Raw genomic sequence first — 21,934 nt, forward strand, 5'->3', positions numbered from 1 at the left:
ATGTCGTCCGATGTCACCAGCCTCATTGACCGCTACTGCGCGGTCTGGAACGAACCCGACGCCGACAGTCGCAAGGAGCTGCTCGAAGCCGTCTGGGCCGAGCGGGCGACATACACCGACCCGCGGGCCGACACTGTCGGTGCTGATGAGCTTCTGGTGCATATCGCAAGTATCCGGATGAGCCGCCCCGGTGCGAAGATCGTCCGCACCACCGCTGTCGATCTTCATCACGGCGTTGCCCGTTTCGGCTGGCGCGTCGTCGTGGCCGACGGCACGCCGCTGCCCGAAGGCCTTGATATTGCCGAGCTTTCGCCCGACGGGAAGCGCATCGCGCGCATTATCGGCTTCTTCGGGCCGATGGTGGCGATCTGATCTGCCTGAACTTGCCCTTGGCCGAGCCAAGCAGGGAGCCGGCCGCTGCCATCAGGGCAAAAAGAAAGCGAGGGGTCCCCCAACCCCTCGCTGTAAAGTCGGACCTCCGGGGTATCCTCCCCGTAAGGCGTCCCGTGATCAGGCTGCCAGATGGCTTGTCGCGGCCTGGGCGTAGTTGTGGCCGAAACGGTTGGCGAGGAAGGCGTCGAGCGCGATGTCTTCCTGGCGGATGAAGCCCTGCTGCGGCAGCGCACCGTTGGCCAGCATGTCGAGCACGGCGCAGATACCCGAAGCCGTGGTGATCTGGATGGCGCTGCGCACCATCGTGCCCATCTGGCGGCTGTAGATCTTATTGGCGTAGCTTTCCTGGAGCAGGCGCCCGCCCTTGCGACCGCTGACGGTGACGAAGATCACCACCACGTCCTGCATGGTCGCCGGCAGCGAGTTCTCCAGGATGTCCTTGAGCACTTCGCGGCGGTGACGCAGGCCGAGATCGTTGAGCAGCGCCTTCATGATCGCGGCGTGGCCGGGATAGCGAATGGTGCGGTAGTTCAGCGTGCGCACTTTGCCCTTGTAGGTCTCGCACAGCGTGCCGAGACCGCCCGAGGTGTTGAACGCCTCATAGGTGATGCCGTCGAGCGAGAACTCTTCGCGTTCTTCCAGCGGCGGCACCTCGACCAGCGAGCCTTCGACGATCGCCTCGCAGGGCTCGCAATACTCGTTGATGACGCCGTCGGTGCTCCAGGTCAGGTTGTAGTTCAACGCATTGGACGGGTACTGCGGCAGTGCGCCGACGCGCATGCGCACGCTCTCCAGCGAATCGAAGCGCTTGGCGAGATCGTTGGCGACGATCGAGATGAAGCCCGGTGCGAGGCCGCACTGCGGGATGAAGGCGCTCTTGGCGGTGACAGCCAATTCCTTGACGATGCGGGTCGAAGCGACATCCTCGGTCAGGTCGAGATAGTGCACGCCGGCCTTGGCGGCTGCCTCGGCAATGCGTGTGGTGAGGTGGAAGGGGGCTGCGGAAAGTACGGCGAACTTGCCTGCCAAAACGGCGTCGAGGGCGCCAGCTTCGGCGATCTCGACCTTAAGCGTCTCGACGGCGTTGCCGGTCTCGAGCGAATCAAGTGCGGCCTGCGAGCGGTCGACCACGGTCACCTGGTAATCGCCACTCTCGGCCAGCATGTCGGCGATGGTCGAGCCGATCTTGCCTGCGCCAACGACAACGATCTGTTTCATGGTCATGTCCCCTTCAAATGGAATTTCGCGCGGAGTCTACGGTCGCACCACGTCAAAAGGCAGTATCGATATTGCCGAAAGGCCGATATGTTTTGGACGAAACGACGTATGGTATCGACGAAATGACGACAGACCCTGATCGCGCCCTGCTTGCCTTGTTGCGCGAGAACGCGCGCGCCTCGACGGCCGAGCTGGCGCGCAAGCTAGGTGTGTCGCGAACGACGGTGCAAAGCCGGATCGAGCGGCTGGAACAGCGTGGGGTGATTGCTGGCTACAGCGTCAGGCTGTCGCCAGACTACGAGAAGAACCTGGTTCGCGCGCATATCCTGGTCACCGCGCTGCCCAAGGTCTCGGCGGCGGTGGAGGCGGTGCTGAAGCGGATTCCCGAGGTGCGCACGCTGCATTCGGTCAGTGGCAATTTCGACATGATCGTCGTCGTCGAGGCGCCGTCGGTGCGCGACCTCGATGCCTTGATCGACCGAATAGGTGCGCTCGAAGGTGTCGAACGCACCTTGTCGTCGATCATCCTGTCGACGCGAATCGACCGCTGATCGGCCTCAGCCGATCGCCGAAAGGTCGTGACGAAAGACGACCTCGCCGCCGATGATCTCGCCCGTCGCGCGGAAGCCAACCTCGCGATAGAGCGCCATCGCCATTTCGTTTTCCGGCACGACGCTCAAGGTGACATGGCCGCAGCCGGGCAGTGTCGCCATCAGCTTCAGCATCTCCAGCAACGCCTTGCGGCCATAACCGAGCCGCTGGTAACGCTGGTCGATCATCAGCCGATAGATCCAGTAATTGCCGTCGTCGGGATCGAGCGCATACATGGTGAAGCCGACCGGCAGGTCATCGGCATAGATGGCGAAGGGTACGCAATGGTCGCCGTCGTCGGCCTCCTCGATCGACTCTTCGTTGCTGGCGACAAAGTCCTGCTGTGCCGGCGCGACGTGCAGTTCAAGCATTGTTGCCCGCTCGGCATCGTTGAGCGGGCGTAGTGTAATGGTCATGTGTCCACCGTGTCTGACGTAACTCCCGCGACATTGTCGAGATTGCATTACGCCAGCATGTCCCCGGTGGTCGCGGAAAGTAGCGAATGCTCCCCGATGCTCATGCGCTCGGCTCGCTTGCCGCCGCCTGTCGCAGCAGCTTGGCAAGCTCCTCGACCGGCTTGACCGCCGAAGTCGGCGCTGTCCCGGCGAGGACCATCACCGGCACGCCCGATATGCCGCGTTCGACGGCGAGGCGCTTGTCGGCGCGCACGGCGGCGGCGAAGTCGTCGCCGGCGAGCAATTGCGCCACCGCACCTGGCGCAAGCCCGGCCTCGCGGCCAAGCCGGTCCAGAACGCCGCGGTCGGCTATGTTTTCGGCCTCGCTGTGATAGGCGCGCAGCAGGCGTTCCATCACCGCGTCGGCCTTGCCGCTCGCTGCACCAAGGTGAACCAGCCGGTGCGCGTTGAAGCTGTTGACCGGGCGGGCGTTCCCCAGGTCGAGCTTGATGCCCTCGACCGCTGCGAACCCTGTGATCTGGGCGATCCGCGCTTCGGCCGCATCGCCGCGCCATTGCCTGAGCATGTCGGCGGCGCTGTCGCCTGATATCAGGGCGCCTTCGGGCGACAACTCGAAGCTGCGCCAAACGATCTTGATCGGCGTGCCGGAAAGCGCCGAGGCGGCTTCGAGGCGGCGCTTGGCGATGTAGCTCCACGGGCACAGCACGTCGGCATGCATCTCGATCTGCATGGTCTCCTCCCGGCTCAGGTGTCGATCGGGCGCGGGCCGGGCGCGATTTCGCGGACGAGGTTGTAGCGCGGTGGGCCGCTCATTCTGGGCTCGGCCTTGCCCTTGAGGCCGTCGATGACGCCCTGGATCGCCGCAATGCGCGCGGCATTGTCCGAAACGCGCTCGAATTCGCGATGCGCGGCTTCGCTTTCCCAGTGGATGATGTTGTAGACGCGTGTGCCGTCGGTGCTGGCAAACAGATGCGCCGACTTGTAGCCGGGATAGAACCGTACCCATTTTTCCTGCAGGCCGGCGAAGGCGTCGATCAGCTCTTGCTGTGTCTGGGCGCCGTCCACGGTGTAGTCGATGATCGAGTAGAATCCCTGTGTGTCCTGCATCTGCATGTCCTTTCGTCGCTTTGATGAGCCGAAGGTAAGGACAGGTACCCGGGCGGATTAGCCGGAGATTTCAGGATGCAGCTTCCGGATCGACGGAAGATCAGGCGACGAACAGCTGGCGCGGAAAATGCGCGACGACATGGTCGATGAAGGAGCGCAGGCGCCTCGAGACGATGCGCTGGCGCAGATAGACGATGTGGATCGGCTGCGCCTCGCCGCTCCACTCGGGCAACAGAATCACCAGCTCGCCACTGGCCAGTTCCCGGGCCAGGAACGCAGCCGGCACCAGCGCAATACCACGACCCGCGACGGCTTGATGCCGCAACGACGAAAGCTGGTTGCCGGTGAAACGACCGGAGATGCTCAGTTTGTAGGGGTCGCCGCCGGCGTGGCGTAGCTGTGCCGAGGCATATCCGGAAAAGGACATCAGCTGGCCGGTGTCGATGTCACCAGGATGGCTGATTGGTGCATGTGCCGCGAGATAGGCAGGTGACGCCACGAGCCTCAGCGCGGCACTGCCAAGCGAACGCGCCACCAGCCCCGAATCGTCGCGCAGCGTGCCGACCCGAATGGCGACGTCGATGCCATCAGTGAACAGGTCGGCGTTGCGGCCGCTCAGATTGAGCTCCAGCGAGATGTTGGGATGAGCCTCGAGGTAGCTGCTCAGCAGCGGCGCCAGCACATCGTCCATGGCGATCGTGCTCGCCACTCTGAGCTTGCCGCTCAGCCCTGCCGCCGTGTCGGTCAGCTCGGCCTCGTAGCCGCGCAGTTCGGCCAGCGCCCGCGACGCGACCTCGTGATAGCTTGCGCCGGTTTCGGTCAAGGCCAGACGTCGCGTGGTGCGCTTGAGCAAGGTGCTGCCGAGGCGGGTTTCGAGTGCGGCGATACGCTGGCTTACCGTTGAGACGGGGATGCCGGTGGCTCTGGCTGCGCCGGAAAAGCTTCCGGTCCGAACGACCTCGAGGAAAAGATCAACCGAATCGAGAGCCATACCCTTGCCGATCATGCCGTGGCGCGAGCCGGTAAGGTATGCGGCGGCGCCCGACATGCAAGAGCAGCCGATCGATCATCGGATGCTCTTGGCAATGCTGTCGTATTTGTTGGCGGCTATGCCAGCGCCGGCTGTGTCCAGCGCGCGGCGATCAGGCGGTAGGGGATCAGCGCGAAGACGGCGATCAGAAGCTTCACCGTGAGGTCGCCGAGCGCCCACGAGATCCAGCGCGCCGCCTCGAACGGCAGCACGCCGAACAGCGGGGCCGCTTCCAGGGCGAATGCATCCTCGGGGCCGAGGAAAGCGAAGGCTGCCGAAAAGGCGATGCCGAAGAAGATCGCCGTGTCGAACACCGAACCGACGAGCGTGCCGAAGATCGGCGCGCGCCACCAGCTCTGCCGGCGCAGCCAGTTGAACACGGTGATGTCGAGCAACTGGGCGGTCAGAAAGGCAGCACCGGAGGCAACGGCGATTCGCGCCAGTCGATCGGCAGCCGTGTCGAACGGGATCAGGCCATAGCGGAACAGCACCGGCGGAATGACGATCGAGCAGACCACCGCAACCGTGAAGCCGACGAAGACGATACGCCGTGCCAGCTTCGGGCCGTAGCGCCGGTTGGCAAGGTCGGTGACCAGGAATGAGAAGGGATAGGTGACGGCGCCCCAGGTCAGGACGTCGGCAAGCGCCAAAGGTCCGACCTGTCCCTGCATCGGGAACTGGACGAGAATGTTGGAAGCGACGACGACAAGCGCCATGGCCGCCACGAAAGGCAGGTATCTTGAACCGGAGTTCATTTTTTTATCCTGGGTAATGGAACCAGCGGTGCGGGCATAGCCCGGGCGGATTTGGGCGGAGCCTCCATCGTCCTTGCGGCCGTCAGAGGCTCCAGGCGGTCGTCCCCCGCCTCGTCAGACGATTAGGCTGCGGCCTGCTCGGCGTTCTTCTTGGCGATCTGCTTCTTGAGCAGGCGCGCACGCTGCGACAGCTCTTCCGCGTCAGCCTTGATCAGGAAGGCGTCGAGGCCACCGCGATGCTCGACCGTGCGCAGGGCGTTGGCCGAAATGCGCAGGCGCACGTTCTGGTTCAGCGTCTCGGAGATGAGCGTGACGTTGACCAGGTTCGGCAGGAAGCGACGACGGGTCTTGTTGTTGGCGTGGCTCACATTGTTGCCGGTCATGACGGCTTTGCCGGTGAGTTCGCAAGCGCGGGACATGTTACTTACCTTCAGTTCTGGCGGACCAAGCGACGATGACGCACCGAATAACGATGGCGCGCGGTCTCAGTCAGGCGGCCTCATGGAAAAAGTTGGCGTTCCATAAGTGTATTTCACCGACGCGTCAAGCACCCCGGTTGTTTCCAGGCATTGTCCCCAACTCCACAGAATGGTCGGAATTGGTTCTATAACCATTGCGCAGGGACGTAAACAGCGGCAGGCGCAGCTTGCGCTGTCGATGAGGTGTTACCGAGAATGCGCGGCCCCGCACCGATCCTGCTTTGCCTTTGCCTCGCCGTCCTGCCGTCGCCGCTGCTCGCCGCCGGCAAATCCTTCAGCGGCGATTACTCGCTCTCGTTTCTCGGCATTCCGGTCGCCAAGGCGACCTTCGACAGCACCTATGAGGGCAACTCCTATATCGTCAACGGCAGGGTCTCCAGCGCCGGGCTGGCGGCCTTCTTCGACGACACGCGCGGCACGATCTCGTCGCGCGGCAGTTTTGGCGAGGGCCGCACCAGGCCACGAGCCTTCCGCGCCGACTATGTCTCGGGCAAGGTCAGCTCGCTCGTCGCAGTCGGCTTTTCCGGCGACCGCGTCACCAGCACCGAGGTGGTGCCGCCGCCCAAGAAGCGCGGCAAGACCTGGATTCCGCTCGGCGCCAACGACCTGCGCGGCGTCGCCGATCCGATCGCCGCGACCGTCATCCGCGCGCCCAGCCTCGACAAGGTCTGCGGCCGCACTGTCAGGATCTATGACGGCGAACTGCGTGCCGACCTCAAGCTGACCGAGGTGTCGCGCAAGAAGATGGTGGTCAAGGGGTTCGAAGGCGACACAGTCACCTGCCGCATGGGCTTCCAGCCTGTCTCGGGCTACCGCACCGACAAGAAGGCGCTGACCTTCCTGCGCGACCGCAGCCGCATCATGGTGACGTTTGCGCCGCTCGGCGAAACCGGAGTATATGCGCCTATATATGCGACCGTAAGCACGGAGATCGGAACGATCACCGTCAAGGCACGGCGCTTCGAAGCGACCAATTGAGCATGACCCGAACGAAGCATGTTCCCGAAAAGTGGACATCGATTTTCGGATAAGCAACGAAAAGGGGGCGCCGGTTTCCGGACGCGGTCATGCTCCACGGTGAAAGGCGCGTTGCGCCGGGAGGGGTAAGTGGGGCGCGCAACCTTGATCGGATTTTCGGCGGTCGCCATGTGGGCGCTGCTGGCCTTGCTTACCGACGCCTCCGGTTCGGTGCCGCCGTTCCTGATGTCGGCGATCACCTTCGCCATCGGCACCTGCGTCGGCCTCGTTGCCCGCCTGTTCATGCCCAAGCCCGACAAGGCCGAGAATATCCCGGCGCAGGTCTGGATCATCGGCATCGTCGGCCTGTTCGGCTACCACTTCTTCTACTTCACCGCGCTGCGCAACGCGCCGGCGGTCGAGGCCAGCCTGATCGCCTATCTCTGGCCGCTCTTCATTGTGCTCGGCTCGGCGCTGATGCCGGGCGAGCGCCTGCGCTGGAACCACATCGCTGGTGCGCTGCTCGGCCTGGCCGGCACCTTCCTGATCGTCACCAAGGGCGGCGGGCTGGCCTTCGAGCCGCGCTACGCCTTCGGCTACATCATGGCCTTCGCCTGCGCCTTCCTGTGGTCGGGCTATTCGCTTCTGTCACGCCGCTTTCCCTCGGTGCCGACGACCGTCGTTACCTGGTTCTGCCTGGCGACGTCGGTCCTGTCCCTTGCCTGCCACCTGGCGCTGGAAGAGACCGTGCTGCCGGCCAATGCCGGCCAGTGGCTCGCCGTGCTTGGCCTCGGCCTGATGCCGGTCGGTGCTGCCTTCTATGCCTGGGACATCGGCGTCAAGCGCGGCAACATCCAGGTGCTCGGTGCTGCGAGCTACGCAGCCCCGCTGCTGTCGACCCTGGTGCTGATCGCGGCCGGCTTCGCCGAACCATCGCTGCGCATCCTCGCCGCTTGCGTGCTCATCACCGGCGGTGCGGTGCTGGCGGCGAAATCGCTGATCTTTGGCGAGGGCAAGGGGCCGGCCGCCGACGGGGCAGGAGCCTAGCCGACACTCGGCTCCCAGCCCGGTTCCGCCAACTCGAACTGGGCGAATTCGAAACCCGGTGACACCGTGCAGCCGACAAGCGTCCAGTCACCCAGGCAACGCGCCGTCTGCCACCAGCCTGACGGCACCACGCATTGCGGCCGCTGGCCGGCTGTCATGTCGATGCCGAGCGTGTGGGCGACGATGTCGCTGCCCTCGTGGAACAGTGTGAGCTCGATCGGCGCCCCGGCATGAAAATGCCAGATCTCGGCAGCGTCCTTGACCCGGTGCCAGTGCGAGACGTCGCCGTGCTCGAGCAGGAAATAGATCGCCGTCTGGTTGCCGCGCAGACCATGCGGCCCGCCTTGCGGGCTGTCGCGAAAGGTCTCGACATACCAGCCGCCCTCGGGGTGGCGCTGCATGCCGAGTGTGGCGATGATCTCCTGAGCCCTCATGGTCAGATCGGGGTCGAAGCCGAGCCGTGCCCATAGATCACGACGAAGCTATCCTGCTCGATAAATGGAACGTGGATCCGTGTGAGCAGTGCGATCAGTTCGCTTGAGCAATCCTGTATCACCGGGCTTACCAACAGGCCTCTGTGCTCGGTGTAGCGGGGTGCAATCCTTATCCACTCGATGTGCAGGCCAAGGCTCGCTTCGTGGGTTCTTGCCCAGTCGCCGAAGTATGCCGGTGCGTACTCAAGCTCGTGTGTCTCAGGTGCCTGATGCACGTATTTGACCTGGTATGCGGGCGGAAAAGGCAGCTGATACATACCCCGACAAAGTTCCCGCCACTTCGTGTCGTTCATGTATGAAGCCAAACCGCGCTGTGTCAGGATTTCCCTGATGCGTTTCTTGTCCTTTGCATCGGTGAGCAGATACACATGGTCTGGATCGAGCGTTGCTATTACCATTTGTCCATCATTGCAGCGATGCTGGAATGCCGCAACATTTCGTGCGGCTGAGGTGTGACTGATCATCCCACCCGCTGCATGCTAAATGTGGCGATGATCTCCTGAGCCCGCATGGTCAGAAATTGTCCTTGCGCCTGCGGACCTCAGTGAAGACGTCGACATCAGTCGCCTGTTCCATGCCGAGATGCTTGCGAATGGCGGGATCAGCCCAGCGCAGGAACGGGTTGGTGGCAAGCTCTTCGCCGATCGTCGTCGGCAGCGTCGGCTTGCCCTCGGTGCGGAGCGCCTCGATCTTTTCGGTGCGGGTACGCAGGGCTGCGTTTTCGGGGTCGATGGTCAGGGCAAAACGGGCGTTGGACAGCGTGTATTCGTGCCCGCAATAAACCACCGTCTCGGGGGGCAGGGCGGCCAGCTTTTTCAGCGATTCGAACATGACGGGTGCCGGGCGCTCGAACAATCTGCCGCAGCCGAGCGCAAACAGGGTGTCGGCGGTGAACGCAACCTTCGATTTCGGCAGGTAATAGCAGACATGGCCGGCCGTATGTCCGGGAGTCTCGATGACCTCGATGGTCTCATTGCCGAAGGGAATCACCGAGCCTTGTTCGACCGTGTCGTCGATGCCGGGGATCTTGTCGCGCTCGGCCTCGGGCCCGACGATGCGCAGCTTGAAGCGCTGTTTCAGCGCGACATTGGCCTCGACATGGTCGGCATGGTGATGCGTCGTCAGGATCGTCGACGGCGTCCAGCCGCTCTGTTCGATCGCCGCCAGGATCGGGCCTTCCTCGGGCGCATCGATGATCGCCGTCTCGCCGGTTTCGCGGTCGTGCAGCAGGGCGCCGAAATTGTCGGTGCGGCACATGAAAAGCTTGATCTCGACAGCCATGACAGGACTCCATTTTGCCGGGAACGATAGGGCGCGCCGCCAAGCCTGTCACGCCAAATGGGGCGGGGTCGTTGAAGTCGGCGGGCGGCGCGTCTACCTTCGGCCCATGAATTCCGACATCGTCGATCTTCGCTCCTTCTACTCGACGCCGCTTGGCCGCCTCGCCGAGCAGTCGATATCCATGGCGCTGTCGTCGGTGTGGGCCGGTCTGCCCAATGAGCGGCTTGTCGGGCTCGGTTACACGCTGCCCTGGCTCGACCGATTCGGCAGCGATGCCGAGCGTGTCTTTGCCTTCATGCCAGCTACACAAGGCGCCGTCGTCTGGCCGGCGAATGGGCCGTCCTCGACGGCACTCGTCTTTGACGAGGAGTTGCCGCTCGTCGATTCCTCCGTCGACCGGGTGCTGCTGGTCCATTCGCTCGAACATGCCGAAAACCCGCGCGAGACGCTGAAGGAGATCTGGCGCGTGCTGTCGCCGGCGGGGCGCATCGTCATTGTCGTGCCCAACCGGCGCGGCATGTGGGCGCGTTTCGAGCACACGCCCTTCGGCACCGGGCGGCCATTCTCGTCCGGCCAGCTCAACGAACTGTTGCGCGAGGCCAATTTCACCGTCTCGGCATGGTCGGATGCGCTGCATTTCCCGCCGTCACGGCGCAAATGGATGATGAAGTTCGACCATCTGTTCGAGCGCGCAGGCCGCCGCCTCTGGCCGATCTTTGCCGGCGCCATCGTCGTCGAGGCGCAGAAGCGCGTCTACCAGGGCATTCCGGTGGCGCAGCGCGCCTCGCGGCGCGTCTTCGTGCCGGTGCTGTCGCCCACCGGCGCCTCACGCGGCTTTCCAGCCCTGCGCCGTGGCGACGCGGAGCATGGTGGCTAGGCTGTACCTCACGAAGGGGTGAAGCCGCACCACTTCCATTCCGACGCCATTGCCGCGACACTGATCCATCCGTCGGAGAGCCTGCAAACGATGCTGGGCGTGCTGGCCATAGTCTTGTGTCTGGGCTGCGAGGTGCCGCGCCCGGTGGCTGGTGTTGCGGTCGATGTCGAGCTCGTGCTTGCGGTCGACGTCTCGCGCTCGATGGATCTGGAAGAGTTCACCCTCCAGCGCGCGGGTTATGTCGAGGCGCTGCGCCACCCTGATTTCATTGATGCCGTTCTGTCCGGCCAGCATGGCCGCGTCGCCATCACCTACTTCGAATGGGCGGGCACCGTGCGCGAGGAATCGGTGGTGCCGTGGCAGATCATCGACGGGCCGCAGAGTGCTGCCGCCTTCGCCGCCAGGCTCGAGGCGAGGCCGTTCAGCGGCTTTCGCGGCACCTCGATCTCGGGCGCGGTCACTTATGGCGCCAACCTGTTCGACAGCAACGACGCCGACGGCTTTCGCCGCGTCATCGACATTTCGGGCGACGGGCCGAACAATTTCGGCAACCCGGTGCTTCCCGCGCGTGGCGCTGCTCTGGCCCAGGGAATCGTCATCAACGGCTTGCCGATCCTGATCCGGCCGTCGCGAACGGCGTCCCGGCTCGACCGTTATTACGCCGAATGCGTCACCGGCGGCCCCGGCTCGTTCGTCCTGCCGATCAAGGCGGCGTCGGAATTCGCCACTGCAATCCGGCGCAAGCTGGTGCTCGAGGTCAGCGGCGACACCCATGCCGTGCCGGTCGTCAGGATCGACACCGAGCCCCGGGTCGACTGCATGGCCGGCGAACGCGACAGGCGGATCTATTCCGATCCCTATTTCCCCGAGCTAGATCGTTAGACTGCGAATGCGTTCGTTGCCGGGAAACCTTGCGCGGAATATGCTTGTTTTCTAATGTTTCTGCGGATTGCGGCACTCTTGGAGCAGAGAGGTACTGCCATGGAGGGGGAACAGATCGGGCGCCTGCTGCGCCAGGCCGCGGACCATGCCATCCGTTACAGGTCGGAACTGCCATCCAGGCCGCAGCGTCCGCTGCATGGCTACCCCGACGCCTTGGCCGCCTTTGACGGCCCTTTGCCCGAGACCGGAGAAGCACCCGGCGTCGTGGTCGACGAACTGGCGGCACGGGCCGAACCGGGTCTCAACGTTACCACCGGCGCACGCTTCTTCGGCTGGGTCATTGGCGGTTCGCACCCGGTTGGCGTCGCTGCGGACTGGATGACCAGCGCATGGGGCCAGAACGCCGGCAACCACCACGCCATGCCGTCGGCCGCCGCGGCCGAGACGGTTTCCGCGCGCTGGCTGCTCGACCTGCTCGATCTGCCACGCGAAAGCTCGGTCGGCTTCGTCACAGGTGCTACGGTGGCAAATTTCGTTTGCCTGGCCGCAGCGCGCGGTGCGGTGCTGCGTCGTGTCGGCTGGGATGTCGAAGCCAACGGCCTGTTCGGCGCGCCGTCGATTTCCGTGCTGATCGGAGACGACGCCCACACCACGGTGTTTTCGGCGCTGCAATTCCTCGGCCTTGGCCACGATCGGCTGATCCGGGTCGCCACCGACAGCCAGGGCCAGATGGTCCCGGACGATTTCGCTCGCCGTGCAGCTGACGTGCGTGGGCCGGCAATCGTCATCCTGCAGGCCGGCCAGATCAACACCGGCGGCTTCGACAGGTTCACCGAACTGGTGCCGATCGCCCGCGGGGTCGGTGCCTGGATCCATGTCGACAGCGCTTTCGGTGCCTGGGCGCGTGCCTGCCCTGCTTTCAGGCATTTCACCGAGGGGCTCGACGCTTGTGATTCCTGGGCAACCGATGGCCACAAATGGCTGCAGACGCCTTATGACTGCGGCTATGCCATCGTCCGCGACAGCGAGGCGCATCGCCGCGCCATGACGATTGCGGCGAGCTATCTGCCGACGGCTATGGAGGGCGAGCGCGACCCCAGCCATTTCGTTCCCGAACTGTCGCGGCGGGCGCGTGGTTTTGCCACCTGGGCGATCATCCGCCATCTCGGCCGCGAGGGCATAGCCACGATGGTCGAGCGGCACTGTCGTGTTGCACGGCTGATCGCCGATGAGCTGCGTGGTGAAAACGCCATCGCAGTGCTCAACGATGTCGTGCTCAACCAGGTGCTGGTGCGTTTCGGCGCCGACGAGCCTGCCGAGCGCGGCGATGAACTGACCCGGGCAACGATCATCCGGCTCCAGCGGGACGGCGTTGCCTTCGCCGGCGGCGCCAAATGGCGCGGACGCGAGGTGATGCGCATTTCGGTGATTTCCTGGCTCATCGACGACGCGGCCGGCAAGGCTACCGCCGCAGCCATCATCTCGGCCTGGCGCGGCGTGCGTGAAACGTCCCAGGACTGACGCGAATATTTCCGGTTACTTGGCTTCGCCGCCGGCATATTCATCCGCCTGCCTTCAAATTTGCCAGATCGATCCCTAGATGACAGCGGGCTTGGCCCACCGTGAAGAATAGGGGTTTCCTCCTGACCGACGTCATCAACCAAAAGCGCGCCGTGCAGCATTCCAGGGGCAAGCGCGCGATGCTGATCGTCAATCCGCGCGCACGCCGTGGTGGCGGGTCGATCGATGCCGCCCGTCAGGTGCTCGTCGATGCCGGTCTCCAGATCGAGGAGATGGCAACAAGCAAGGACGAGAACGCCTCCGAGCTGATCTCGCGCAATGCCGATCATTTCGACATGGCAATCGTTGGTGGCGGCGACGGCACGCTCAACAACGCGGCCGCCGGTCTGTCCTATTCCGGCCTGACGCTCGGCGTGTTGCCGCTCGGCACAGCCAATGACTTTGCCCGCACGATGGGCATTCCCGCCGACCCGGTGAAGGCGGCGGAAATCATCGCCGCCGGCCACCAGGCAACCGTCGATCTCGGCGAGGTCAACGGCCATCTGTTCTTCAACGTCGCCAGCATCGGTTTCAGCGCCGAACTGGCGGGCGAGCTCACCGAGCACGCCAAGAAGCGCTGGGGCACGCTGGGCTACGGCATCGTCGCCGCCCGCATCCTGATGCGTTCGCGGCTGTTCACCTGTTATGTCGACCATGACGGCACCACCGAAAAGATCCGCACCATGCAGGTCTCGGTCGGCAACGGTCGCCATTATGGCGGCGGCATGACCGTCGAGGAGACCGCGACCGCCGACGACGGCTGGCTCGATCTCTACAGCCTCGAGGTCGACCATTGGTGGCGGCTGCTCAGGCTTCTGCCCAGTCTGCGCAAGGGCACGCAAGGCCAGTGGGACGACGTCCGCGCCTTCAAGACCACGGAGGTGACGATCCGCACCAAGCAGCCGCGACCGGTCAACACCGACGGCGAGCTGGTTACCTGGACGCCGGCGCATTTCCGCATCCGGCCGAAATCGGTCAACGTGTTCGTGCCGAAGGGCTAAGCCTCGGCCAAAGACTGCGTTTTCAATCACGGTCTGTTCAGCCGACTCGCTGATACGCCATCGCAGTTGAATGGCACACTCCGCCCGCGCCGATTCGCACGAAGCGGCCAGCCGGAGGATGCGCATGCCAGCCCAATCGTTCATCCACACCAATCGTGAGCCTCTGGCAGCAGATGTCGACGGCCGGTTTTTCGACCATCTCAGAATGGCGCGGCAGGCGCTTGCCGGCTCTCCGGTGCGCCGAACACTCGTCTGGCTCGGCCTGTCGATCCTGACCGTCATCCTCGCCACGTCGGCCGGGCAGATCGTGCTCAACCGCTGGAACAAGCCGTTCTACGACGCGCTCGAAAACCGCGACCTCGACGCCTTCCTGCGCCAGCTGACGATCTTCGCGGCGATCGCCGGCTGCCTCCTGGTGCTGAATGTCGGCCAGCAATAGCTGAACCAGATGATCCGGCTCAAGCTGCGCGAGGGGCTGACGCTCGACCTCATCACCGAATGGCTGCGGCCTGGCCGTGCCTTCCGCCTCGCCAATGCCGGGGCCGTCGGCGTCAATCCCGACCAGCGCATGCAGCAGGATGCCGGCCACCTTGCCGACCTTACAACCGACCTCGCCATCGGCCTGCTGCAGGCCTCGATCCTGCTGGTGTCCTTCGTCGGGGTGTTGTGGAGCCTGTCGTCCGGCTTCGTCTTCCACGTCGGCGAGCGCTCGTTCAGCATTCCCGGTTACATGGTCTGGGCGGCGATCGCCTATGCCGGCTCCGCATCGCTGCTGAGCTGGCTGGTCGGCCGGCCGCTGATTGCCCAGAACGCCGATCGCTATTCGCGCGAAGCCGAGCTTCGTTTCTCGATGGTCCGCATCAACCAGAACATCGACGCCATCTCGCTGGCGCGCGGCGAGGCCGATGAAAAGCGCCGGCTGGAGCTCGATCTTGCCGGCGTGCTCAAGTCGCTGCGCCGCATCTTCGCCACCCAGATCAATCTCGGCTGGGTCACCGACGGTTATGGCTGGTTTACCGTGGTCGCGCCGATCCTGGTCGCTGCACCGGTCTATTTCGCTGGCGACATCAGCTTCGGCGGGCTGATGATGGCTGTCAGCGCCTTCAACCAGGTCCACGCCTCGCTGCGCTGGTTCATCAACAATGTCGGCGCCATCGCCGACTGGCGCGCCACGCTGATGCGCGTCGGCGTGATCCGCCGCGTGCAGGTCTCAGCCGACGGGCTGCACGACAAGGAGGAGCGCATCGACGTCGCCGAAAGCCACGACGGCAGCCTGGCGTTCGACGATCTCCAGCTGGTCTCGCCAAGCGGTTGCATCCGGCTTTCGGAGCCGCATCTCCGGGTCAGGCCGGGCGAGCGCCTGCAGGTCACGGGCGAGGCAGGTGCCGGCAAGACGCTGCTGTTCCGCGCGCTCGCCGGGCTGTGGCCATGGGGCAAGGGCCGCATCGAACTGCCCAAGGACAAGCAGGTCGCCTTCCTGCCGCGCGTTTCCTACCTGCCGCCGGGCACGCTGCGCGAGGTGCTTGCCCATCCGTCCAGCGGCACAGTCCTCGACGACAAGGATTTTGCCGAAGCGCTTGCCGCCGTCGGGCTGGAGCGGCTGGCAACCTCGCTCGACCGTGTCGCGCCATGGAACGATGAACTCACCAGCGACGAATTGCGGCTCGTCGCCTTCGCGCGACTGCGTTTGCACAAGCCAGACTGGGCGATTGTCGACGAGGCCTTCGAGACGCTCGACGCAGCAGCGCATCAGCGGGTCAAAGACATGTTCGAGGGCGAGCTCGCCGGCACCGGCGTCGTCTATTTTGGCCCGCAACGTCACAATGGCGGCCTGTTCGACCGGACAGTCCACCTTGCCAAGGACAAGCGTGGGCCGGTGCTCAAGCCGATCCGCATCAAGGATGTGGCAAAGGCCAAGGCTCCGGCTTGATCGGCCGGGCTGCAGGCCGCTGGAGCAGGCCTGCAGCGGTGCGCTCAGATCGCGTGCGTCTGCGCATCCGAGCAAGGCTTGGCCGACGACTTTCCGGCACCGAACAGCACGAAGCTGAGTGCCGCCAGCACCCATACGCCGAGGCCGCCATAGAGCATCACCCAGTGGAATCCGTTGACCAGCGCGGCATGGACCGCGTCGGCCGGCACATCGAGGGCGCCTTGTGCGCCGTCGGTTACGCCACCGGCGGCGATGCGCTCGGCCAGCGAGCGGAGCTGGCCGGCATCGGCGCCCTCGGGCAGCGCCCCCCTAAGTCCTGCAAGGATGCCCTCGACGAGAACGAAGCCCATGACGGCGATGTTGATGGCAAGCGCGATCAGCCTGGCGCTGGCATCGATGCCCGAGGCCATGCCGGCGCGGCTGGCCGGCACCGAACCCGTGGTCATGTTGGTGGCCGGCGTCGTCGTCAGGCCGAGGCCGATGCCGGCAATCAGCGCCCCGGGCAGCACCGTCAGGCCGCTCGCCCCTTCGACAGGGCTGCCCAGCCACATGGCGATGAAGCCGAGGCCAATGGTGAACAGGCCGAGCGGAATGACGGTGCGTGGGCTGGTGCGCAAGAGCAGATACTGCGCCACCGGCGACATCACCAGGAACGGCACCGTATAGGCGAGCACGGCGAGTCCCGTTTCGGTGCTGTCATAGCCGAGGCCTGCGGTGAAATAGATCGGCAGGTAGACCATGAACGGCCAATAGCTGAAGTTCATGCCGACGCAGCCGACGATGGCGCCGGAGAAGTCGCGGATCCGGAACACCGAGAAGTCGAACATCGGGTGCGAATGCCGCCGCTCGACCGCGACGAAGGCGATCAGGCCGATCAGCGTCGCCGCGGCGATAGCGAGAGCCGTCGGGCTGAGGAAGCCGAGATCAGCGCCTTGGGTGATGTAGTAGGTCAGGCCGAAGACAGCAGCACTCAGGATGACGATGCCGGGCAGGTCCAGCCTCGTCGCCTGCGGGTCACGCGATTCCTTGACGCTGCCGAAGGTCAGCACCAGGCACAGCAATGCCAGTGGAGCGTGCACGAGGAAGACCCACTGCCAGGTCGACAGGGCGACGATCACGCCACCGATGATGGGGCCAAAGCCAAGGCCGATGCCTGATATGACGCCCCAGACGGCAAAGGCGCTGCTGCGCGCCCTGGCGTCCTGGAACTGGTGCGACAAAATGGCGATCGAGCAGATGAACATGGCGCCGCCGGCCATGCCCTGCAGGAAGCGGCTGACGATCAGCACGGTGGTGTTGGGGGCGAGGCCGCACATCAAGGAGGTCACGCCGAAAGCGGCAACCGTAAGCGCAAAAACGAGCCGGCGGCCGTAGCGGTCGGCCAGCGTTCCTGTTGCCATCAGTACCGTCGTACAGGCGATGGTGTAGGCGTTCATGATCCACTGCATGTCCTTGAAGTCGGCATGCAGCACATGTTCGAGCGTCGGCAGAATCACCGGTACGCTCGCTATCTCAAGACCAAACATCAGCGCCGACAGGCAGATCGCCCCCAGCGCCAGACTGTCTCTCATCGTCCGCTTCATCCCATGTCTCCGGCTGGCGGCGTCGGGGGAGGAAGTCCGGTCGCCGCTGGTTATCTGGAAACATCCGAGATATGCCAAGCTTGAGCATGCATAAATGCTATGCAATCCTATATCAGTGATAACAAATCGGGATAGATGACATGCTGTGGCTCGACGCGGAGGCCGTCCGCAACTTCGTCATGGTGGCGGACCTGCAGAGTTTCACCCGTGCAGCCGACGCCATGGGCTCGACCCAGGCGGCGGTAAGCGTCAAGCTCAAGCGGCTGGAGGAGCGTGTCGGCCGCAAGCTGATCGAACGTACTCCGCGCCGCGTCAGGCTGTCGGCCGACGGCGCGCTGTTCATCGAATCGGCACGCAGCTTCCTAGCCGCGCATGACAAAGCGGTTGCCGGCCTGTCATGTTCGGCGCGGCGCTTCACGCTCGGCATTGCCGGCCATGTCGCCGGACCGGAGGTGACGACGCTGCTGGCCCGCCTCAGCCAGCACGACCCGGCCCTGACCATCGAGGTCCAGGTCGACAATTCGACCTTGCTGCTCGACGCCTTCGACCGTGGCGAGCTCGATGCGGCGATTGTCCGGCGCGAGGATGACCGCCGCGACGGCGAGGTGCTGGGACCGGAGCATTTCGGCTGGTTTGCGACGCCCGAATTCGATCATCGTCTTGGCGAGCCGATCCGGCTGGCGACGCTGTCGCGGCTGTGCGGCGTGCGCGATCTGGCGATACGCACGCTCGACGATGCCGGCATTCCCTGGGTCGAGGTGTTCGTCGGCGGCGGCTCGTCGCTGGTGACGGCGGCAGTGTCGGCCGGGCTGGCGACGGCGGTCTTTCCCAGCCGTCTCGCGCCGCCCGGAACCGTCGAAGTCAGCCGCAAGTTCGGTCTGCCCGATGTGCCGGCAACCGAAATCGTGCTGCACTCGTCGCTCACCGACCGCCGCTCGCGCGAAGCCCTGCGCATCCTCGCCTGCGCCTTCCACGAGCACCGGGCAAAGGCGGGGTAGGGCAAAGGACCGCGCCCGGGTTCCGGACGCGGTCTTGTGGTGCTAGCGACCCTTGCCGATGTTTTCCAGATCGTACTCGGTGGTCTGGTAGACGCGGTTGATCCAGTTGCCGAACAAAAGATGGGCGTGCGAGCGCCAGCGATTCAGCGGCCGGCGCTGCGGGTCGTCGTCGGGGTAATATTCGTGCGGCACGGCAATCGTCACGCCGGCGGCCACGTCGCGGTCATACTCTTCCTTGAGTGAGGTCGAGTCGTATTCGATGTGGTTGAACATGTAGAGCCGGTTGCCGGCTTCTTCGGCCAGCAGGCTCGGGCCGGTCTCTTCCGATTCCATCAAAAGCTCCAGGCCGGAGTCTTCGGGGATGTCCGAGGCACGGACCTCGGTCCAGCGCGACACCGGTATGGCGAAATCGTCGGAGAAGCCGGCGAGATAGGGCGAGGCAGGCGCGTTGTTGTTGTGGCGGTAGACGCCGAACGCCTTGTGCTCCAGCGTGTGCTTGGGAACGCGGTGAAAATGCCAGGCGGCCGCCATCGCGCCCCAGCAGATGAAGAACGGCGAGTGCACGTTGGTCGTCGTCCAGTCCATGATCTGCTTGAGTTCGTCCCAGTAGGTCACGTCCTCGAAAGGCAGCAGTTCCACCGGCGCACCGGTGATGATGAAGCCGTCGAACTTGCGATCCTTGACCTCTTCCCAGGTCTGATAGAAGGCGATGAGGTGATCTTCTGAGGTGTTCTTGGCCTTGTGGGTGCCGATGCGCACCAGCGTCAGTTCGACCTGCAGCGGGCTGGCGCCGATCAGGCGCGCGATCTGCGTTTCGGTCCTGACCTTGTTGGGCATCAGGTTGAGCAGGCCGATCTGCAGCGGACGGATGTCCTGGCGGAGAGCTGTCTGCTCATCCATGATGGACACGCCCTCTTTTTCCAGCACTTGGCGGGCGGGGAGTTGATCCGGGATCTTGATCGGCACTGTGCGAACTCCAAAAAACAAAACCGGCATTGCTGTCGCAAAGCCGGTTTACGGATCGCAAACGGCCCTTTAGCGACTTGTTTAACGTGGCTGCAAGCCGACCGGCCAAATCACCACGGGTCTATGCCCTGCTATTACGCCCGGTCGGGGATTGCGTCAACCGCGACCCATTCGTCCGGCCAGACCGCCCGGTTCCGCCGGTTTTCCTCGACATTGCGTGCACCGGGCGGTATTTCCGCTGCGGCCTCCGGCCGGAGGCGCCAATCCAGGATATTTCGAAATGACCAAGGCACCCGAGCAGATTCGCCCCGAACCCCGCGCCGGCATCATGGACATCGCAGCCTATGTCCCCGGCAAGAGCTCCGCTCCGGCAGGCGTCGCCAAGGTCCATAAGCTGTCGTCGAACGAAAATCCGCTCGGCGCCTCGCCCCATGCGATCGAGGCCGTCCAAAGGCTATCGCATAAGATGGAGTATTATCCCGATGGGTCGGCGTCACGCCTGAGGCAGGCGATCGCGGCGACCCATGGGCTGAATCCTGCCAACATCCTGTGCACCAATGGCTCCGACGAAGTGCTGGGCCTGTTGTCCCAGAGCTATCTCTCGCCGGGCGACGAGGCCGTCTACACCGAGCACGGCTTCATGGTTTACAAGATCTACACCCAGGCAGCCGGTGCCACGCCGGTCGTTGCCAAGGAGGATGCCGAGAAGGCCAGCGTTGACAACATCATCGCGGCGGTGACGCCGAAGACCAGGATCGTCTTCCTCGCCAACCCCAACAACCCGACCGGCACCTACCTGCCGTTCGAGGAGGTGCGCCGCCTGCACGCGGCACTGCCCAAGAACGTGCTGCTCGTGCTCGATGCCGCCTATGCCGAATATGTCCGCCGCAACGACTATGAATCGGGCGTCGAGCTGGTCGCGGCCAACGAGAACGTCGTCATGACGCGGACCTTCTCCAAGATCCACGGCCTTGGCGGCATGCGCATCGGCTGGATCTATGCGCCGTCGCACATCATCGACGTGCTGGAGCGCATGCGCGGTCCCTTCAACGTCAATGCGGCGGCGATCGAAGCCGGCGTGGCGGCGATGGAAGACCGCGGCCATGTCGAGCGCACGGTGGCGCACAACGCCAAATGGGCGGAATGGCTGGTCGCCGAGTTCGAAAAGCTCGGCCTGCGCGTCACGCCTTCGGTCGGCAACTTTCTGCTGGTGCACTTCCCCGATGACGGCAAGCACTCGGCCGCTGCCGCCGACGATTATCTCACGGCGCGCGGCTATATCCTGCGCAGGGTCACCGGCTACGGTTTCCCCAATGCGCTGCGCATGACCATCGGCACCGAAGAAGCCAATCGCGGCGTCGTCGCCGCACTCACCGAATTCCTGAAAAGTTGAACCATGTCAGATCCTCTCTTTGAAAAGATCGCCCTCGTCGGCATCGGCCTGATCGGCTCGTCGCTGGCCCGCGTCATCCGCCGTGAAGGGCTCGCCCGTCACATTGCGATCACCACCCGCAGCGCACCCACGCTCGCCCGCGCCGAGGAACTCGGCCTCGGCGACAGCTACTCGACCGACGCCAAGGCAGCCGTCAAGGATGCCGACCTCGTCATCGTCTCGGTGCCGGTCGGCTCGTCCGGCGCCGTGGCTGTCGACATCGCATCGGCGCTGAAGCCGGGTGCCATCCTCACCGACGTCGGCTCCACCAAGGCCTCCGTCATCGCGCAGATGGCCCCGCATGTACCCGCGGGCGTGCATTTCATCCCTGGCCACCCGCTGGCCGGTACCGAGAAGTCGGGTCCCGACGCCGGCTTTGCCGAACTGTTCGAGAACCGCTGGTGCATCTTCACGCCGCTGCCTGATACCGATCCGGTGGCGCTGGAGAAGCTGTCGGAGTTCTGGCGCCGCTGCGGCTCCAACATCGATACGATGGATCCCGAACATCACGATATGACGCTCGCCATCGTCTCGCACCTGCCGCACATCATCGCCTACAACATCGTCGGCACGGCCGACGACCTAGAGTCGGTGACCAAGTCGGAAGTCATCAAGTATTCGGCTTCCGGTTTCCGCGACTTCACCCGTCTGGCGGCGTCGGACCCGACGATGTGGCGCGACGTCTGCCTGCACAACAAGGACGCGATCCTGGAAATGCTGGCGCGCTTCTCGGAAGACCTGGCGTCGCTGCAGCGGGCTATCCGCTGGGGCGACGGCGACAAGCTGTTCGAGATGTTCACCCGCACCCGCGCCATCCGCCGCTCGATCATCGACGCCGGCCAGGAAGTCGACGTGCCGAACTTCGGCCGCGAGGCCATCGAGCATCCGGCGAAGGGTTAGGGGAATAGGGGAACAGGGGAACAGGGGATCGTCCCCC

General features: G+C 64.4%; 23 protein-coding genes, 1 pseudogene and 1 riboswitch. Of the genes and pseudogenes, 12 read left to right on the plus strand and 12 right to left on the minus strand.

Translation table 11 applies throughout. The features are described 5' to 3' along the window. Entirely contained in the window at positions 1-372 is a 372-nt protein-coding gene (locus tag N7E70_RS07960) for a nuclear transport factor 2 family protein (protein WP_157097011.1), read from the plus strand. A 138-nt stretch (positions 373-510) separates the two neighbouring features. Here N7E70_RS07960 and N7E70_RS07965 read toward each other — a convergent pair whose 3' ends face one another. Beyond that, complete coding sequence (locus tag N7E70_RS07965; RefSeq protein ID WP_263006017.1) at positions 511-1,611, minus strand: saccharopine dehydrogenase family protein; 1,101 nt, start codon at positions 1,609-1,611, stop codon at positions 511-513. Between the two features lie 122 nt (positions 1,612-1,733). On the opposite strand from N7E70_RS07965, the gene N7E70_RS07970 reads away from it, so the two are divergent. Next, positions 1,734-2,162 (plus strand): Lrp/AsnC family transcriptional regulator, encoded by a 429-nt coding sequence (locus N7E70_RS07970; RefSeq protein ID WP_067966119.1) that lies wholly within the window; start codon positions 1,734-1,736, stop codon positions 2,160-2,162. 6 nt (positions 2,163-2,168) lie between these two features. Here the strand turns inward: N7E70_RS07970 and N7E70_RS07975 are convergent, their stop codons facing one another. The 6 genes from N7E70_RS07975 to rpmB form a co-directional block, all read right to left on the minus strand. Continuing rightward, positions 2,169-2,618: a GNAT family N-acetyltransferase gene (locus N7E70_RS07975; protein ID WP_067957596.1), complete on the minus strand. Its 450-nt coding sequence runs from the start codon at positions 2,616-2,618 to the stop codon at positions 2,169-2,171. A gap of 100 nt (positions 2,619-2,718) precedes the next feature. Continuing rightward, positions 2,719-3,348, minus strand: coding sequence for a DsbA family oxidoreductase (locus N7E70_RS07980; RefSeq protein WP_263006018.1), 630 nt, complete (start codon positions 3,346-3,348; stop codon positions 2,719-2,721). Between the two features lie 14 nt (positions 3,349-3,362). After that, positions 3,363-3,725, minus strand: a complete 363-nt coding sequence (locus N7E70_RS07985; protein ID WP_067966120.1) for an antibiotic biosynthesis monooxygenase family protein — start codon at positions 3,723-3,725, stop codon at positions 3,363-3,365. Between the two features lie 100 nt (positions 3,726-3,825). Further along, positions 3,826-4,773 carry a LysR family transcriptional regulator gene (locus tag N7E70_RS07990; protein WP_263006019.1) on the minus strand — a complete coding sequence of 316 codons (948 nt, stop codon included), beginning with the start codon at positions 4,771-4,773 and terminating at the stop codon, positions 3,826-3,828. A 59-nt stretch (positions 4,774-4,832) separates the two neighbouring features. Next, complete coding sequence (locus tag N7E70_RS07995; protein WP_263006020.1) at positions 4,833-5,510, minus strand: queuosine precursor transporter; 678 nt, start codon at positions 5,508-5,510, stop codon at positions 4,833-4,835. A 122-nt stretch (positions 5,511-5,632) separates the two neighbouring features. After that, on the minus strand, positions 5,633-5,929 hold the full coding sequence (gene rpmB / locus N7E70_RS08000; RefSeq protein ID WP_067957607.1) for a 50S ribosomal protein L28: 297 nt from the start codon (positions 5,927-5,929) through the stop codon (positions 5,633-5,635). A gap of 255 nt (positions 5,930-6,184) precedes the next feature. On the opposite strand from rpmB, the gene N7E70_RS08005 reads away from it, so the two are divergent. Both N7E70_RS08005 and yddG read left to right on the plus strand, forming a co-directional pair. Further along, positions 6,185-6,967, plus strand: a complete 783-nt coding sequence (locus tag N7E70_RS08005) for a DUF3108 domain-containing protein (protein ID WP_263006021.1) — start codon at positions 6,185-6,187, stop codon at positions 6,965-6,967. 129 nt (positions 6,968-7,096) lie between these two features. Next, positions 7,097-7,993: an aromatic amino acid exporter YddG gene (yddG, locus tag N7E70_RS08010; RefSeq protein WP_263006022.1), complete on the plus strand. Its 897-nt coding sequence runs from the start codon at positions 7,097-7,099 to the stop codon at positions 7,991-7,993. Here the strand turns inward: yddG and N7E70_RS08015 are convergent. Genes N7E70_RS08015 through gloB form a run of 3 tightly spaced genes read right to left on the minus strand, consistent with a single transcriptional unit; the run spans position 7,990 to position 9,768 of the window. Next, a complete protein-coding gene (locus tag N7E70_RS08015) occupies positions 7,990-8,427 on the minus strand; it encodes a cupin domain-containing protein (RefSeq protein WP_263006023.1) in 438 nt (145 codons plus the stop codon). The genes yddG and N7E70_RS08015 overlap by 4 nt on opposite strands. A 2-nt stretch (positions 8,428-8,429) precedes the next feature. Beyond that, positions 8,430-8,951 carry a DUF6678 family protein gene (locus N7E70_RS08020; protein WP_263006024.1) on the minus strand — a complete coding sequence of 174 codons (522 nt, stop codon included), beginning with the start codon at positions 8,949-8,951 and terminating at the stop codon, positions 8,430-8,432. A 49-nt stretch (positions 8,952-9,000) separates the two neighbouring features. Continuing rightward, entirely contained in the window at positions 9,001-9,768 is a 768-nt protein-coding gene (gloB, locus tag N7E70_RS08025) for a hydroxyacylglutathione hydrolase (RefSeq protein ID WP_263006025.1), read from the minus strand. Between the two features lie 106 nt (positions 9,769-9,874). Here gloB and N7E70_RS08030 point away from each other — a divergent pair, with 106 nt between their 5' ends. The 5 genes and pseudogenes from N7E70_RS08030 (at position 9,875) to N7E70_RS08050 (ending at position 16,018) form a co-directional block, all read left to right on the plus strand. Next, on the plus strand, positions 9,875-10,645 hold the full coding sequence (locus N7E70_RS08030; RefSeq protein ID WP_154386119.1) for a class I SAM-dependent methyltransferase: 771 nt from the start codon (positions 9,875-9,877) through the stop codon (positions 10,643-10,645). Positions 10,646-10,735: 90 nt separating this feature from the next. Continuing rightward, entirely contained in the window at positions 10,736-11,527 is a 792-nt protein-coding gene (locus N7E70_RS08035; RefSeq protein WP_263006163.1) for a DUF1194 domain-containing protein, read from the plus strand. 99 nt (positions 11,528-11,626) lie between these two features. Next, the gene (locus N7E70_RS08040) at positions 11,627-13,048 is read left to right on the plus strand and encodes a pyridoxal phosphate-dependent decarboxylase family protein (RefSeq protein WP_263006026.1); all 1,422 of its coding nucleotides are present in this window, start codon (positions 11,627-11,629) and stop codon (positions 13,046-13,048) included. 179 nt (positions 13,049-13,227) lie between these two features. Beyond that, complete coding sequence (locus N7E70_RS08045; protein WP_067966126.1) at positions 13,228-14,088, plus strand: lipid kinase; 861 nt, start codon at positions 13,228-13,230, stop codon at positions 14,086-14,088. A gap of 124 nt (positions 14,089-14,212) precedes the next feature. After that, positions 14,213-16,018 (plus strand): annotated as a pseudogene (locus tag N7E70_RS08050) (ABC transporter ATP-binding protein/permease). Between the two features lie 44 nt (positions 16,019-16,062). On the opposite strand, the gene N7E70_RS08055 reads toward N7E70_RS08050, so the two are convergent. Beyond that, positions 16,063-17,589: an MFS transporter gene (locus N7E70_RS08055; protein WP_263006027.1), complete on the minus strand. Its 1,527-nt coding sequence runs from the start codon at positions 17,587-17,589 to the stop codon at positions 16,063-16,065. Positions 17,590-17,741: 152 nt separating this feature from the next. Between N7E70_RS08055 and N7E70_RS08060 the strand changes: the two genes are divergently transcribed. Then, the gene (locus N7E70_RS08060; RefSeq protein ID WP_154386122.1) at positions 17,742-18,599 is read left to right on the plus strand and encodes a LysR family transcriptional regulator; all 858 of its coding nucleotides are present in this window, start codon (positions 17,742-17,744) and stop codon (positions 18,597-18,599) included. A gap of 42 nt (positions 18,600-18,641) precedes the next feature. On the opposite strand, the gene metA is transcribed toward N7E70_RS08060, so the two are convergent. Continuing rightward, positions 18,642-19,565, minus strand: coding sequence for a homoserine O-acetyltransferase MetA (metA, locus tag N7E70_RS08065; protein ID WP_067957628.1), 924 nt, complete (start codon positions 19,563-19,565; stop codon positions 18,642-18,644). Positions 19,566-19,614: 49 nt separating this feature from the next. Then, a riboswitch (SAM riboswitch) is annotated at positions 19,615-19,692 on the minus strand. 153 nt (positions 19,693-19,845) lie between these two features. On the opposite strand from metA, the gene hisC reads away from it, so the two are divergent. Further along, positions 19,846-20,958 carry a histidinol-phosphate transaminase gene (gene hisC / locus N7E70_RS08070; protein WP_154386124.1) on the plus strand — a complete coding sequence of 371 codons (1,113 nt, stop codon included), beginning with the start codon at positions 19,846-19,848 and terminating at the stop codon, positions 20,956-20,958. Between the two features lie 3 nt (positions 20,959-20,961). After that, complete coding sequence (locus N7E70_RS08075) at positions 20,962-21,897, plus strand: prephenate/arogenate dehydrogenase family protein (RefSeq protein WP_154386125.1); 936 nt, start codon at positions 20,962-20,964, stop codon at positions 21,895-21,897. The last annotated feature ends 37 nt before the right edge of the window (positions 21,898-21,934 follow it).

Origin of the sequence: Aminobacter sp. NyZ550, from assembly GCF_025628925.2 — a bacterium.
Lineage (GTDB): Bacteria > Pseudomonadota > Alphaproteobacteria > Rhizobiales > Rhizobiaceae > Aminobacter > Aminobacter ciceronei.

Bases quoted from the DNA above. Each gene is read 5' to 3' on its own strand.
- N7E70_RS07965 (WP_263006017.1), bottom strand. From the start codon at position 1,611: ATGAAACAGATCGTTGTCGTTGGCGCAGGCAAGATCGGCTCGACCATC.
- N7E70_RS07990 (WP_263006019.1), bottom strand. From the start codon at position 4,773: ATGTCGGGCGCCGCCGCATACCTTACCGGCTCGCGCCACGGCATGATC.
- N7E70_RS08060 (WP_154386122.1), top strand. From the start codon at position 17,742: ATGCTGTGGCTCGACGCGGAGGCCGTCCGCAACTTCGTCATGGTGGCG.
- N7E70_RS07980 (WP_263006018.1), bottom strand. From the start codon at position 3,348: ATGCAGATCGAGATGCATGCCGACGTGCTGTGCCCGTGGAGCTACATC.
- N7E70_RS07960 (WP_157097011.1), top strand. From the start codon at position 1: ATGTCGTCCGATGTCACCAGCCTCATTGACCGCTACTGCGCGGTCTGG.
- N7E70_RS08040 (WP_263006026.1), top strand. From the start codon at position 11,627: ATGGAGGGGGAACAGATCGGGCGCCTGCTGCGCCAGGCCGCGGACCAT.
- N7E70_RS08015 (WP_263006023.1), bottom strand. From the start codon at position 8,427: ATGAGGGCTCAGGAGATCATCGCCACACTCGGCATGCAGCGCCACCCC.
- N7E70_RS07975 (WP_067957596.1), bottom strand. From the start codon at position 2,618: ATGACCATTACACTACGCCCGCTCAACGATGCCGAGCGGGCAACAATG.
- N7E70_RS07995 (WP_263006020.1), bottom strand. From the start codon at position 5,510: ATGAACTCCGGTTCAAGATACCTGCCTTTCGTGGCGGCCATGGCGCTT.
- rpmB (WP_067957607.1), bottom strand. From the start codon at position 5,929: ATGTCCCGCGCTTGCGAACTCACCGGCAAAGCCGTCATGACCGGCAAC.
- N7E70_RS07970 (WP_067966119.1), top strand. From the start codon at position 1,734: ATGACGACAGACCCTGATCGCGCCCTGCTTGCCTTGTTGCGCGAGAAC.
- N7E70_RS08005 (WP_263006021.1), top strand. From the start codon at position 6,185: ATGCGCGGCCCCGCACCGATCCTGCTTTGCCTTTGCCTCGCCGTCCTG.
- gloB (WP_263006025.1), bottom strand. From the start codon at position 9,768: ATGGCTGTCGAGATCAAGCTTTTCATGTGCCGCACCGACAATTTCGGC.
- N7E70_RS08030 (WP_154386119.1), top strand. From the start codon at position 9,875: ATGAATTCCGACATCGTCGATCTTCGCTCCTTCTACTCGACGCCGCTT.
- N7E70_RS08035 (WP_263006163.1), top strand. From the start codon at position 10,736: ATGCTGGGCGTGCTGGCCATAGTCTTGTGTCTGGGCTGCGAGGTGCCG.
- N7E70_RS07985 (WP_067966120.1), bottom strand. From the start codon at position 3,725: ATGCAGGACACACAGGGATTCTACTCGATCATCGACTACACCGTGGAC.
- hisC (WP_154386124.1), top strand. From the start codon at position 19,846: ATGACCAAGGCACCCGAGCAGATTCGCCCCGAACCCCGCGCCGGCATC.
- N7E70_RS08020 (WP_263006024.1), bottom strand. From the start codon at position 8,951: ATGATCAGTCACACCTCAGCCGCACGAAATGTTGCGGCATTCCAGCAT.
- N7E70_RS08045 (WP_067966126.1), top strand. From the start codon at position 13,228: ATGCTGATCGTCAATCCGCGCGCACGCCGTGGTGGCGGGTCGATCGAT.
- N7E70_RS08075 (WP_154386125.1), top strand. From the start codon at position 20,962: ATGTCAGATCCTCTCTTTGAAAAGATCGCCCTCGTCGGCATCGGCCTG.
- N7E70_RS08055 (WP_263006027.1), bottom strand. From the start codon at position 17,589: ATGAGAGACAGTCTGGCGCTGGGGGCGATCTGCCTGTCGGCGCTGATG.